Raw genomic sequence first — 13166 nt, 5'->3', positions numbered from 1 at the left:
GCAATTTATCTTGATTTATCTCGTCTCTGCCTGATTGCGTATGACATTGAAATCAGGTGACTGTTTTGGCCCAAGGGCGGCATTCCGCTGCGCGGGTTTTCCGTGTATGAGATCCCTATGACCGTTATTACAGATACCGAAGCGCTCTCCGCCGTCTGCGCCGAGTTCGCAACCGAGGACTTCGTCACGATCGACACGGAGTTCATGCGCGAGAAGACCTACTACCCCCAGCTTTGCCTGGTTCAACTGGGGAATGACGAAAAGGCCGTCGCCATCGACACCCTGGCAGACGGGCTGGATCTCGCCCCCCTTATCGCGCTTCTGACGAACAAGAACGTCCTGAAGGTCTTCCATGCAGCGCGCCAGGATCTCGAAATCTTCTATCATCTCTGTGGTGAGCTTCCGGCGCCGGTCTTTGACACCCAGGTCGCCGGCATGGTATGCGGCTTCGGCGATTCGGTCTCTTACGACAAGCTGGTGCAGAGCCTGACCGGGATTCAACTGGACAAGAGCTCACGCTTCGCGGACTGGTCCCACCGCCCGCTCAGCGAAAAGCAGATTGGATACGCGCTCGCCGATGTCATCCACCTCCGGCCCGTCTACCGGGCATTGGTGGAAAGCATTCGAAAGTCCGGCCGGATGGAGTGGATCGAGGAAGAAGTCGCGAAGATGGCTGATCCGGCGATCTACGACCCCGATCCCGAGACCGTCTGGCAACGCCTGAAGGTCCGCAGCGGAAAGCCGAAATTTCTCGCCGTTCTGCAGCAGATTGCCGCTTTCCGCGAACGCGAGGCACGGCAGCGGGATGTGCCGCGGAACCGGATCCTGCGTGACGACGTGCTGATGGATATCGCCGCGCACGCACCGACGACGCCCGAAGAGCTTGCCCGCACACGGACCTTCAATGCACAGGTTGCCAATGGCCGGCTGGGCCAGGAGATCATCAAGGTTGTCAACAAGGGCCTCGCAATGCCGAACGATGCCTGCCCGAGACTGCCGGCAAAAGATGACCGCCGCGAAGCCCCGGCCCCGATAGTCGAGCTGCTGAAGGTGCTGCTGAAAATCCGCTCGGAAGAGGAAAAGGTCGCCGCCCGGCTGATCGCCAATGCGGCCGATGTCGAGGCCATTGCCCTGGACGATGATGCAGATGTCCCGGCCCTGACAGGATGGCGCCGCGACCTTTTCGGCGCCGACGCCGTCAACCTGAAACATGGCCGCATCGGCCTGACGGCCGAAGCCGGTAAAATCAAGCTGATGCGACTCTGAGCGGAACGCATCGCCGCTCAGTGGTCGATGCGGATTTCCTGCCCAAGCGCCTCGGAAAGGGATGCGATCCGTCTTGTCACAACGTCTCCGGCAAGGCCGCCCTGGTGGCCATGCATGCTGATAACGAAGCCGCGCTCCCCGACCATGTCCCGCTCACGGTCGAGCCGGGCGCTCTCCAGCAACTCCGTCGCGCCGCCCGACAGGGTCAGCGCAAGCCGGAGCGCCAATCCGACGCGGTAGGCCAGATCGCGCCGGCGGAGCGACAGCAGCTTGCGGACCCGCAGGGTCCCCTCTTCCTCAACCCCGCCGGTATACCGGGTCAGGATTGAATAGGCGAGGAACACCCGGTCGGCGTGGTTGATACCCACGACCGGCAGGCGCAGCACCCGGATAAAGGCATGCTCGCCGCGATAACTCGGATGCTCGCCCCAGGCAAAATCACTCAGAATGCACGCTGCCCGGATAAGGCGCCGCTCCGCCGCGGGAACGTCCTCGAAAAACGGCGCGATCCAGCGTTCCAGCACTTCCGGGTGTGGACTGAACCGGCTGGTCTTGCGGGCAATGTCCATGCAGCTGTCGAGCAGCGGATCGCGCGATTGCGCACCTTGCGGCAGCCGGTCATAGAGGCATCCTTCCCGCAGCCCGAAGGATGAAAACACAACCTGACGCGCCCGGCCGAGCTCGATCAGCCGTTTCAGCACCAGCGCGGTGACGGGGAATTTCTCGACACGGCGCTTCGAGACAGCGTCCAGGGCGCGCAGATCCTTCCGCCCCATACGGACGATCTCATCCAGGTACCGGACGGCCTCTTCCGCACCAATGGCGTAATGATGAATCACCGCCAGCGGATAATCGGTCAATTCCATATGTGCGCGCGCAAGACTGCGCCACGCGCCGCCAACCGCGAACAGATCCCGGTCCGCCATACTGTCCAGCCACAGGACACTATTCAGGGCTGAATCTATTCGACCGACCAATTCGTCCCGGTTCTGCCGTGTCAGTTCACCAAGCCGGAGCGGACCAAGCGGCGCCGTCTCGAAGCGTCTCGCCTTGCTGTTCTGCACATCGACAAGTTCGAGGCTGCCGCCGCCAAGGTCACCGACCACGCCGTCAGCCTCCGGGAAGGCGCTGATCACCCCGAGGGCGGACAACCGGGCCTCTTCGTCCCCGGACAGCACCGTGACACGAATCCCGAACCGGTTTTCGACCGTCGAGACGAACTCGCCTCCGTTCCGGGCATCGCGGACCGCTGCCGTCGCCAGCACGCTGACCTCGGAGACGCCCATGCCTTTTGCGATGGTGAAGTAGCGCTCCAGATTCTCCATCGCCGAGCGCACGCCTTGCTCCGACAGGTGTCCGGTTTCCTGCAATCCCGTTCCGAGACCGCAGAGCGCTTTCTCGTTGAAGAGCGGAATCGGCATCCGGCCATCGCCTTCGAAAACGACGAGACGGATCGAGTTCGACCCGATGTCGAGAACGCCAACGAGACCGCTGTGATCGGTCCCGGTGTTGGTGATCCAGTCATCTTGCAAAGTGGGGTCTGACAAACGCTATTCCGTGCCGCTCAGCTTCTTGGGCATTTCATTCGACCGTTTCAGAGCACTGCCGCGGCCGGACAGGCTCGGATTGGTCATGAAGTATTTATGCGCCGAGAACGCCTCGGCACCAGCCGCCACCCGGACAAAATGCCCATCCGGTCCCGCGACCCAGGAATTGGTTTCGTCCTTCAGGTTCGCCACCATGATCTGGTCGAGTACCTGACGATGCACCGTCCGGTTCTCGATCGGAACGAAATGCTCGACCCGGCGATCCAGATTACGCGTCATCCAGTCTGCGGAAGACATGTACACTTTCGCCTGATCGGAAGGAAGCTTCCGGCCATTCCCGAAGCAGAAAATCCGTGAATGTTCCAGGAACCGGCCGACGATGCTGCGGACATGGATATTCTCGGACAATCCCGGCACACCCGGCCGCAGACAGCAGATGCCGCGGATTACCAGCTCGATTTTGACGCCTTCGTTGGACGCCCGATAAAGCAGGTCGATCAGGTCAGGGTCGACCAGAGAATTCATCTTCGCCCAGATTGCCGCCGGCTTGCCTTCCCTTGCAAAGGCGATTTCCGTGTCGACCAGCTCGTGCACCTTCTTGCGCATGGTCAGCGGCGAGAGCGAGAGCTTGTCCATCGTCTGCGGCGTCGCGTAGCCGGTCATGTAATTGAACATGCGCGCGGCATCCCGGCACAGCACCGGATCGCAGGTGAAGAAGGACAGGTCCGTGTAAATCTTCGCCGTGATCGGGTGATAATTGCCGGTCCCGAAATGCACATAGTTTCTGAGGCCGTTGCCCTCGCGGCGGACAATCAGCGAGATCTTGGCGTGGGTCTTCAGGTCGACAAAGCCGTAGACGACCTGCACGCCTGCACGCTCCAGATCGCGGGCGAGGCGGATATTCGCCTCTTCGTCGAAACGCGCCTTCAGCTCGACCATGGCCGTGACCGATTTTCCGGCCTCGGCCGCCTCGATCAGGGCATTGACGATCGGGCTGCCCTTGGATGTCCGGTAAAGGGTCTGCTTGATCGAGACCACCGCGGGATCCGCCGCCGCCTGACGCAAAAACTGAACGACAACGTCAAAACTCTCATAGGGGTGGTGGACGACGATGTCCTTTGCCCTGATCGCCGCCAGACAGTCGCCACCGAAATCCCGGATCCGTTCCGGAAAGCGCGGGTTGAAAGGTTTCCAGAGCAAGTCCGAGCGTTCGCTTACAATCAGCTGCGACAGATCGGCGAGACCGACCATTTCGTCGAGGGTGAAAAGATCCTCCTTCGCCACCTTCATCTCGTCGGCCACGAAGTTCCGGAGATCTTCCGGCATGTCCCGGTTCATCGAGAGCCGGATGACATTGCCGCGCCGCCGGCGCTTCAGGGCGGATTCAAACGAAAGCACAAGATCTTCCGCTTCTTCGTCGACTTCCATTTCGCTGTCGCGCAGCACCCGGAAAATGCCGTGTCCCGAGACTGTGAAGTTCGGGAACAGCTGGTCGACGTGTTCGATTATCACTTCTTCGATGGAAATAAACCGGATGTCGTCGCCCGGCAGCCGGACAAATCGCCCGACCTGCGCCGGAAGCGGCATCAGCGCGTCCATATCGATCCCGTTTGCGACATCAGACAAATGCATGGCGAGACAAACGCCACCATTTGGAAGGAACGGAAACGGATGCGCCGGATCAATCGCGAGCGGTGTCAGAAGCGGGAAAACCTGATCAATGAAATGCCCCTCGAGCCATTTCCGGTCCGCTGCCGTCAGATCGGCTGCCGACACCAGGTAGAACCCGGCGGTCCTTAGTTCTGCGAGCAGCTGAGACAGATACTGTTGTTGAACGGCGATCAGTTCGGCCGCTTTTTCTGCGATGGCAATGAGCTGGCTGGTCGGTGACAACCCGTCCGCGCTGGGCGTGGTCACGCCCGCATTGACCATTCCCTTCAGACCGGCAACCCGGACGGTATAGAACTCATCAAGGTTCGATGCGGAAATGGAAACGAAACGCAGCCGCTCCAGCAGCGGGTGCGCCGGATTGGTCGCTTCCTCAAGCACCCGGGCATTGAAACCGAGCCAGGACAGTTCCCGATTAAAGAACCGTTCCGGCGATGCGGCGTCAATCCGTGCTGTACTCTCCAGCTGACTCTCGCTCACGGAACCATCTCCTCGCCGTCATGTTTACGAAGCCTCCGCGCGCCAACAGCGCTTCTTGGCTGTCATAACACAGGTCGGCCCGGGATATGGACTATCCCGGGCCGGACCGTAATCACGTCATGTTTCAGTTCGATGACGGTTTCCGGCAATTGGCTGCGAAAACCGTCTTCCGAGACTTTACATCGTGCTGCGGAAGGCGCCGCCATCCATGAGCACGTTCTGGCCATTGATATATCCGGCATGGGCGCTGCACAGGAACGCGCAGGTCTGGCCGAATTCATCAGCAGTACCGAACCGGCCGGCCGTATGGGCCGCAGCCTGCTCGGCATAGTAGGTCTCGAAAGCAACCCCCGCCTTTTCGGCTTGCAGCTTCATGTTGCCGCGCAGCCGGTCGGTGTCGAACGGACCCGGGAGCAGACCGTTGATGGTCACGCCGTCCTTGGCAACTTCCCGGGCGATACCGGCACAGAAGCCAGTCAGGCCGGTACGGGCGCCGTTGGAGAGGCCGAGAATGGCAATCGGCGATTTCACCGCACCGGAGGTGATGTTAACGATCCGGCCGAACTTGCGCTCGATCATGCCGTCGATGGTCGCCTTGAGCAGCTCGATCGCGGTCAGCATGTTGGCATCGACCGCCTTGATCCAGTCGTCCCGGGTCCAGTCGCGGAAATTGCCGGGCGGCGGACCGCCGGCATTGTTCACCAGAATGTCGAGCTTGCTGTTGAATGGCGCCAGCGCTTTCGCCCGGCCCTCTTCCGTGGTGATATCGCAGGCCACCGCATGCACCGTAACGCCCGTCGCCTTGCGGATTTCCTCCGCCGTGGCCTCGATCGCTTCCGGCGTCCGCGAGCAGATCGTCAGATCCACACCGTTCTGTGCCAGCGCCATTGCCGATGCCTTGCCAAGCCCTTTGCTCGACGCGCAAACGAGCGCTTTCTTCCCTTTAATTCCCAGATCCATGGGTCGTGCTCCGTTTGTTGGTTATTGGTTTCATGTTCCCGGCGCTATTCCCCTGCGCGCGCTTCCAGCGCACGGCGTGCGAGCGGCAGCGTGATCCGGCGCCCCTCGGCAAGCGACACGGCGTCTATAGCCTCAACCAACGCCCGCGCTTCCGAAAACGATCGTTCCATGCGCCCGACCAGAAAGGCCAGCACCTCTTCAGCAACGAACAATTGCCGGTCGCGAAAGAGTTTATCCATGATTCCTGCAATCAATGCGTCGTCGGGATCACTTATCGCGACGGCAGGCAGCGCCGCGAGGCGGGATTTCACGTCCTCAGGGTAGAGCTGCATGCGCGAGACCGGTGCCCGTGACAGAACCAGCAGCGCGCCCCGGCGCTCCACGAGCATATTGTAGAGATGAAATGCAGGCACGCCCGGAAGGGTCTCGTCGACATTGTCGAGTACCACAAACCGGGACTCGCCAAGCACGACCGGAAGCGTGTCCGTATCAAGGTCGGTCGGTCGCAATATGACAGCCTTCGCTTTGCGGGCCCAGACCTCGGCCAGGTGACTTTTGCCCGAGGCTTCCGGGCCGTGCACATTGAGCCCCCAGGTCGAATCCGGCCAGGCGGGCCAGGAATCGATCCAGGCGGTCGCCGCCTGGTTGCAGGCAGAGACCAGGTATTCCCCGCGATCAAACGCCGGACGGTGCTGCAGCGACAACGGCAATTGTCCGCCTGCGCCGTCGATCACGCGCGAGCCATTGTTCTGATCACTCATGATATGCCCGCCGGCCGGTCCTCAATGCGCTCCATCGTCCGCCTCATCATCTGCCGGTGGAATGCCATGCAGATGGAGCGGGCTGGCGAGATAGCGCGACAAGGCAAAGCGGATGACCACACCGAGCACGGCCGCGACCGGAACCGCGATCAGAATTCCGAGAAAACCAAACAGTGCCCCCCCCGCCAGCAAGGCGAAAATCACCCAGACCGGATGCAGACCGACAGCCTCGCCAACCAGGTTCGGCGTCAGGAAATTACCTTCGACCGCCTGTCCGGCGACAAAAATGGCAGCGACGATGGCGATGGGAGTCAGACCGTCAAACTGCATGGCAGCAAGCCCGATACTGAGCAGCCCGCCAAAGATCGAGCCGACGAAGGGGACGAACGAGATCAGGCCGGAAAACAGCCCGATGATCACGCCGAAATCGAGGCCCGCCAGCGACAGGCCAACGGCATAGAAACCGCCCAGGATGAGACAGACGGACCCCTGCCCGCGCACGAAGGAGGCAAGTGTTTCATCGATGATCCTTGCCTGTTCCCTGATCGTCTTCGCCTGCGCCCGCGGCAGCCAGCCATCCACGGCAGCGACGATACGGTCCCAGTCCCGCAGCAGGTAGAAGGCGACAATCGGCGTGATGATCGTCAGCGACAGCAGATTGGCCAGCGCAGCGCCGCCGCTCAGGAGCTGTCCCGCGACGGAGATGAGCCATGTCCCGGCCTTCGCGGCGATGGCTGAGAGATTAAGCTCCTCCGCCCCGCCATTGCCGAGCCAGGACCGGGCCATGCTGACGATCGGGTCCGCGAAGGCCAGCAGCCGCTCGAGATAGCCGGGCAGTTTCTCGGCCAGAAGAACGGCCTGAGCCTGGACCAGCGGCACCAGCAAAAGCAGTGCGCCAAGGCCGGCAAGGAAGAACCCAAGCAAGACGACAACCGTCCCCGCAGTGCGGGACATGCGCAATCGCTCGCAGCGATCCACCAACGGGTCCAGAAAGTAGGCGATCGCCATGCCGGCGACGAACGGCACCAGCACGCTTTTCAAGACATAGAGCGCAAGAAGCAGGGCGATCAGAAGCCCGGCCCAGAAGCTCAGGCGTTCACGCTGCGTCATGGCGCTCTCCGTTTCCGGCGCGGCTCCGGCATGTAATTGCTGAGGACATCATTGAACAAGCGGCGGCAGCACGAGCGGAGAGACGGCGGCGGGCGGCCGCTGCAAGACCGGCTCTGCCCCCGAAGTCGGGGCGGCGAGCGGTGCCGGACGATACCGCTCCGGCAATTCGGCACCCTGCTTGTAAAGCACCCAACCATCCTGTGTTTCCATCAGTATGAAATCTTTCTGCTTCAAGGCCAGCGCGAACTGATCGGCATCACCGTTTATCCAGACGTCGACAAGGGCTTCGGTGCGCGATATCCGAAGCAACTCGCGGCGGGATACCGATGAGACCTGGTCCAGAGCCTTGCGGGTTTCCAGCCATGTTTCGAAAGAAGAGACCGGTACAATCACGGTCACCTGCGTCTCGAACCCCGGGCTGATCAGGTTTTCCGCTTTCCAGGCTTCCTGGATCTCGGACGCGGCGGTCCGTGCGGCGAGTGCCAGCAGATCGGCGTCAGGACGGGCCGGGTCAGCTGTCACTGTCCGGACCAGGGACTGTCCGTCCGCAACACCGCCGACATGAGTCAGGTTGAGTTCTATGGCTTGTCCGGCCGAATCGGTGGAGACCGGGCGGGCACTGGCGATCACCGCCTGTTCCGCGCCATAGCGAGCGGCAATCGTCATGATCGCTTCGCGGTCCGCCAGAACGGCCTGGACCGCGCTGATGTCGCGGATATCAGCAAGATCTCCATATGGGACGGTGATCGGCACCAGACCGCTGGTGAAGGGCCGGTCCAGCCAGGCCGCCAGCCACGGGCTTTCCTCCTCCCAGAGCAGCGGCTTGCTGCCGTTGATATAGACCGGGAGAATCAGCACCGGTCGGGAGGCGACCTCGGCATAGGCAACGCCGAGAGACGCAAAATACTGTCGGACCGCCGGCGGATTGAAGCGGAAATTGAGCGATCCGAGATAGCGGACGTCGGAGGTTCGTTCCCGCGCAACTTCATACCCGACCGTCAAGCCGACAAGTAAATCGTCGGACAGCGGCGGCAGGGTCGCGGCCCCTGCCTGCGGCACCAGACGGCCAGCCAGACGGCGCCAGGCCTCGCGGCGGCCCTCCCCGATTGCCTGTGCCTGCGCCTGTGCAGCCGTGGCGGCCCGCGCATCCACCGGCACGTCGCGCACTTCGAAGACACGGTCGGTATCCGACTGCGCCCGGACGACGCCACCGGCACATGTCAGCGCCAGCAATACAATCGCAAACAGCGAAACACGGCAGGCTTCCTGCATTCCGGCAGCCCGTTCCCCATCTCGCGCGCGGCTTCCAGCCCCAAAACCCATCAGCACAATCTTCCCCGAACCCTGTGGCCACCCGCCAAATCCGCTTGCGGTCCACGTCCCTGCGTCATACACCCTGAACCGGGCAGAACAATGGCACTGCGGACACTGCCCGCCCCTTATACCGGAAGGCTGAGGAGGAGACCATATCAGCTCCCGATAGACCCAACCGCCCCCTTACCTACAAGGAAGCGGGCGTTGACATTGATGCGGCAGACCGGTTGATCGATTTCATCAAGCCTTTGACCAAGTCGACGGTTCGGCCGGGCGCTGATGGCGCGATCGGCGGATTCGGTGGCGTCTTCGATCCGAAGGCAGCCGGTTTCAAGGACCCGGTCTTCGTTGCGGCCACCGATGGCGTCGGAACGAAACTCCGCCTTGCGATCGATACCGGAAACTATGCCGGCGTCGGCACCGATCTTGTCGCCATGTGCGTGAACGATCTGGTCGTGCAAGGCGCCGAGCCACTGTTCTTCCTCGACTATTACGCCACCGGCAAGCTCGATGTCGAAGCGGCGCGGACGGTCATTGCCGGAATCGCCGAGGGTTGCCGCCAGTCCGGAGCCGCCCTGATCGGCGGCGAGACCGCGGAAATGCCCGGCATGTATACGGACGGGGATTTCGATCTCGCCGGATTCGCCGTCGGCGCGGCCGAGCGCGAGAACCTGATCCTGGAGCCGCGCGCCGAAGCCGGTGACGTGATTCTCGGTCTGGCTGCCTCGGGCGTACATTCGAACGGCTTCTCGCTGGTGCGCCGGATTGTCGATCGCTCCGGTCTCGGTTGGGGTGACGACGCGCCCTTCGCCAAGGGCCAGAGCCTGGGCGATGCGTTGCTGACGCCGACGAAGATCTATGTGAAATCCTGTCTGGCCGCCCTCGCAAGTGGCGGCGTCACCGGTCTCGCCCATATCACGGGTGGCGGCCTGCTGGACAATCCACCGCGGTCCTTCGCCAAACATCTTGCCGCCGAGATCGATGTCGAGAGCTGGACGCTTCCGCCGGTCTTCAAATGGCTGGCCGAAACCGGCGGCGTGCCGGCGGAGGAGCTGGCCCGGACCTTCAATTGCGGTATTGGCATGACCCTGACCGTTTCAGCGGACCGGGCGGATGCCGTGACCGAAATTCTGGCAGAGGCAGGCGAAATCGTCTTCCGAATCGGCAAATTGACCGAGCGGGCAGAGGACGCACCGTCCGTCACCCTGCAAGGGCTCCGGACCTGGCCCGCGTGAGAGAAGGCAAACTCAAGGTCGGCGTACTGGTCTCGGGCAGCGGCAGCAATCTGCAGGCGCTGATCGATGCCTGCGCCGTTCCCGGCCATCCGGCGGAGATAGTGCTGGTGATTTCGAACCGACCGGGGGTCCGCGCCCTGGACCGGGCGAAAACGGCGAGCATTCCGGCCGTTGTCTTTGATCACAAGAATTATCCGGACCGCGCCAGTTTCGATGCGGACATGCAGAAAGCGCTCGACGCGGCAGATGTCGAATTTATCTGCCTTGCCGGCTTCATGCGCTTGCTGACAACGGAGTTTGTCGAACATTGGGGCGGGCGGATGATCAATATCCACCCCTCGCTGCTACCGTCCTTCAAGGGGCTCAACGTCCAGCAGAGGGCCATCGACGCCGGCGCCCGGTTCTCTGGCTGCACGGTACATTTCGTGACGCCGGAAATGGATGTCGGCCCGATCATCCAGCAGGCCGTGGTGCCAATCCATCAGGATGATACAGGCGATACGCTTGCGGCGCGGATACTGGTGCAGGAGCACCGGATCTATCCGGCAAGCCTGCGCTGGGTGGCGGAAGGCCGGGTGCGGGTCGAGGGCGAGCGCGTGTTTCTCAATGACGCCGTCTATCCCGATACGGGCCTGCTCAACCCGTCGCCGGAACAGGCCAACTGACGATAGAGGCTTGGCGCCCCGGTCCCGCTGAATTATACAGTTTCCTGAGTTACGAACCGGGTTCAGCCCGGCACGACATTCCTACGGAGGCGATATGGCTGCGAGCAACGGATCCACGGACAGCAATTATCCGGAATACAAGAATAGCTACGAGGGGTTCATCAGCATGCTGAAATGGTCGACCATAGGCGTCGTCATTCTGCTGATTCTGATGGCCATCTTCCTGGTCTGACCCGCGACAAGTCACACCAGTCGCACGGCGGAATCAAAAAGGGCCGGTCATCTGACCGGCCCTTTTTCTGTTCGGCAGCAGTCGTTCAGCCGACGATTTCGTTGCCGCTGAAGAACTGGGCGATCTCGATCGCGGCGGTTTCCTCGGCATCGGAGCCGTGCACGGTGTTTTCACCGATGGACTTGGCATAGGCCTTCCGGATAGTGCCTTCGGCGGCTTCGGCCGGGTTGGTGGCGCCCATCACGTCGCGGTAGGTCGCGATGGCATTTTCGCCTTCCAGAACCTGCACGACGACCGGGGCGGAGATCATGAACTCAACCAACTCACCGAAAAACGGGCGCTCGCTGTGCACGGCGTAGAAGGTTTCGGCCTGCTTCTGGGTCATCTGGATGCGCTTCTGCGCAACAATGCGCAGGCCCGCTTCTTCGATCATTTTGTTCACGCCACCGGTCAGGTTCCGCTCGGTCGCGTCTGGCTTGAGGATGGAGAAAGTGCGCTGAATGGCCATTTTATCTCTCTTCTGGTTCCGCTGGACGGCTGGAGCCATCCGCGCGATGCGTTTGAAAAAGCTAAGCGGGCGCAAAAGCGCCCGGCGCGCGCCTTATAGCGGTGCGAACGGAACGGGGCAAGCCACGCGATGACCTGCCCCGCCCTGAACAATTGCCCCAAATGCCCGGTCAGGCGCGGCGTTTCGCCACCGCCGCCTCGATCCGCTCCAGCGCATCGGTGAGGATGGAGCGCGGGCAAGCGATATTGATGCGCTCAAATCCCTCGCCCTCGGTGCCGAATACATAACCCTCGTCGAACAGGACTTTCGCCTCTTCATGCATCAGGGCTTCAAGCTCCAGCTTATCGAGGCCAAGGCCCCGGCAATCCAGCCAGACCAGATAGGTCCCTTCCGGGTGCACCACCTTGATTTCCGGAATACGCTCGGCCACGAAACTTTCGAGATAGTTGGCATTTTCGCTCAGGTAATCGAGCACCTGGGCCAGCCACTCCTCGCCTTCGTTATAGGCCGCCATGGTGGCAACCAGGCCGAAGCTGTTCATGCCGCCGATGCCGGAGGCAGCAATTTCCTTGTTCAGCGCCTTCCGGTACGTCTCATTCGAGACGATCATGTTGGACGTGTGGAGACCCGCCAGATTGAAGGTCTTCGACGGGGCCGTGCAGACAACCGCATTGTCCATCATGTCCGCGCCGAGTTTTCCGAACGGCACGAAGGTGGAGCCGTTCAGCATCAGGTCGCCATGAATCTCGTCGGCAATGACCACGACGCCGTTCTTCTTGCAGATCTCGCCAAACCGCTTCAGCTCTTCGGCGGTCCAGACCCGGCCGACCGGATTGTGCGGGCTGCAGAAAATGCAGAGCTTCACCTTCGGGTCAGCCGTCCTGGCTTCGAGATCGTCGAAATCCATCCGGTAGACGCCGTTCTCCATCACCAGAGAGTTGGAGACAACCTCGCGGCCGTTATTCTCGATGGCATAGGTGAAGGGATAATAGACCGGGCGCTGGATCAGCACCTTGTCGCCCGGCTCGGTGAGGGCCCGGACCAGCAGGTTCAGGGCCGGCACCACGCCCGGCGTGTTGACGATCCAGTCAGGATCAACCTTCCAGCCGTGGCGGCGCTCCATCCAACCGGTAATCGCCTCGTTATATTCCGGTGTGCGGACCACATAGCCGAAGATCGGATGGTCGATCCGGGCGCGCATGGCGTCGCGGATCGGCTCGGCGATCTGGAAATCCATGTCCGCCACCCACATCGGCAGGGTCCGCTCGGCGCCAAGATCCGGATCCGTGCCGTTCCACAGCTCCCGCTTGTCCCCGCGCCAGTAAATCTGCCACTTGACGGAATTCGTCCCGGTCCGCCGGATCTCCTGATCGAAATCGTATTTCACCTGTTACTCCAGGGTTCGCTTAATTCATCCATG

At 61.7% G+C, this 13166-nt stretch carries 12 protein-coding genes; 4 read left to right on the top strand and 8 right to left on the bottom strand.

Annotated elements, in window-relative coordinates:
- Nucleotides 1–117: 117 nt before the first annotated feature.
- Nucleotides 118–1266, top strand: a complete 1149-nt coding sequence (gene rnd, locus RH950_RS12090; protein ID WP_350057042.1) for a ribonuclease D — start codon at nt 118–120, stop codon at nt 1264–1266.
- Nucleotides 1267–1283: 17 nt separating this feature from the next.
- Here rnd and RH950_RS12085 read toward each other — a convergent pair whose 3' ends face one another.
- The 6 genes from RH950_RS12085 to RH950_RS12060 all read right to left on the bottom strand — a co-directional run bounded on the left by RH950_RS12085 (nt 1284) and on the right by RH950_RS12060 (nt 9064).
- Entirely contained in the window at nt 1284–2813 is a 1530-nt protein-coding gene (locus RH950_RS12085) for a Ppx/GppA phosphatase family protein (RefSeq protein WP_350057040.1), read from the bottom strand.
- Between the two features lie 3 nt (nt 2814–2816).
- On the bottom strand, nt 2817–4961 hold the full coding sequence (locus tag RH950_RS12080) for an RNA degradosome polyphosphate kinase (protein ID WP_350057038.1): 2145 nt from the start codon (nt 4959–4961) through the stop codon (nt 2817–2819).
- Between the two features lie 177 nt (nt 4962–5138).
- The gene (locus RH950_RS12075; RefSeq protein WP_350057036.1) at nt 5139–5921 is read right to left on the bottom strand and encodes an SDR family oxidoreductase; all 783 of its coding nucleotides are present in this window, start codon (nt 5919–5921) and stop codon (nt 5139–5141) included.
- A 44-nt stretch (nt 5922–5965) separates the two neighbouring features.
- Nucleotides 5966–6682 carry an HdaA/DnaA family protein gene (locus RH950_RS12070; RefSeq protein ID WP_350057034.1) on the bottom strand — a complete coding sequence of 239 codons (717 nt, stop codon included), beginning with the start codon at nt 6680–6682 and terminating at the stop codon, nt 5966–5968.
- 21 nt (nt 6683–6703) lie between these two features.
- Nucleotides 6704–7792, bottom strand: coding sequence for an AI-2E family transporter (locus RH950_RS12065; RefSeq protein ID WP_350057032.1), 1089 nt, complete (start codon nt 7790–7792; stop codon nt 6704–6706).
- Nucleotides 7793–7840: 48 nt separating this feature from the next.
- Complete coding sequence (locus RH950_RS12060; RefSeq protein ID WP_350057030.1) at nt 7841–9064, bottom strand: DUF2066 domain-containing protein; 1224 nt, start codon at nt 9062–9064, stop codon at nt 7841–7843.
- A gap of 194 nt (nt 9065–9258) precedes the next feature.
- Here RH950_RS12060 and purM point away from each other — a divergent pair, with 194 nt between their 5' ends.
- From purM to RH950_RS12045, 3 genes are all read left to right on the top strand, one after another.
- Nucleotides 9259–10341 carry a phosphoribosylformylglycinamidine cyclo-ligase gene (purM, locus tag RH950_RS12055; protein ID WP_350057124.1) on the top strand — a complete coding sequence of 361 codons (1083 nt, stop codon included), beginning with the start codon at nt 9259–9261 and terminating at the stop codon, nt 10339–10341.
- Entirely contained in the window at nt 10338–11006 is a 669-nt protein-coding gene (gene purN, locus RH950_RS12050) for a phosphoribosylglycinamide formyltransferase (protein WP_350057028.1), read from the top strand. The genes purM and purN overlap by 4 nt, the downstream gene beginning before the upstream one ends.
- Nucleotides 11007–11100: 94 nt before the next feature.
- On the top strand, nt 11101–11238 hold the full coding sequence (locus RH950_RS12045) for an aa3-type cytochrome c oxidase subunit IV (RefSeq protein ID WP_350057026.1): 138 nt from the start codon (nt 11101–11103) through the stop codon (nt 11236–11238).
- Nucleotides 11239–11323: 85 nt separating this feature from the next.
- Here RH950_RS12045 and ndk read toward each other — a convergent pair whose 3' ends face one another.
- Nucleotides 11324–11746, bottom strand: coding sequence for a nucleoside-diphosphate kinase (ndk, locus tag RH950_RS12040; protein ID WP_350057024.1), 423 nt, complete (start codon nt 11744–11746; stop codon nt 11324–11326).
- Between the two features lie 169 nt (nt 11747–11915).
- Nucleotides 11916–13133, bottom strand: coding sequence for a MalY/PatB family protein (locus RH950_RS12035; protein ID WP_350057022.1), 1218 nt, complete (start codon nt 13131–13133; stop codon nt 11916–11918).
- Nucleotides 13134–13166 lie beyond the last annotated feature (33 nt).

Source organism: Nisaea sp. (assembly GCF_040217065.1).
Taxonomy (GTDB): Bacteria; Pseudomonadota; Alphaproteobacteria; order Thalassobaculales; family Thalassobaculaceae; genus Nisaea.
The sequence above is the reverse complement of the archived record's forward strand: the minus strand, read 5'-3'. Positions and strand labels throughout refer to the sequence as shown.

Excerpts from the sequence above, each read along its gene's own strand:
- rnd (WP_350057042.1), top strand. The coding sequence starts at position 118 with ATGACCGTTATTACAGATACCGAAGCGCTCTCCGCCGTCTGCGCCGAG.
- RH950_RS12075 (WP_350057036.1), bottom strand. The coding sequence starts at position 5,921 with ATGGATCTGGGAATTAAAGGGAAGAAAGCGCTCGTTTGCGCGTCGAGC.
- RH950_RS12070 (WP_350057034.1), bottom strand. The coding sequence starts at position 6,682 with ATGAGTGATCAGAACAATGGCTCGCGCGTGATCGACGGCGCAGGCGGA.
- RH950_RS12065 (WP_350057032.1), bottom strand. The coding sequence starts at position 7,792 with ATGACGCAGCGTGAACGCCTGAGCTTCTGGGCCGGGCTTCTGATCGCC.
- RH950_RS12060 (WP_350057030.1), bottom strand. The coding sequence starts at position 9,064 with ATGCAGGAAGCCTGCCGTGTTTCGCTGTTTGCGATTGTATTGCTGGCG.
- RH950_RS12045 (WP_350057026.1), top strand. The coding sequence starts at position 11,101 with ATGGCTGCGAGCAACGGATCCACGGACAGCAATTATCCGGAATACAAG.
- ndk (WP_350057024.1), bottom strand. The coding sequence starts at position 11,746 with ATGGCCATTCAGCGCACTTTCTCCATCCTCAAGCCAGACGCGACCGAG.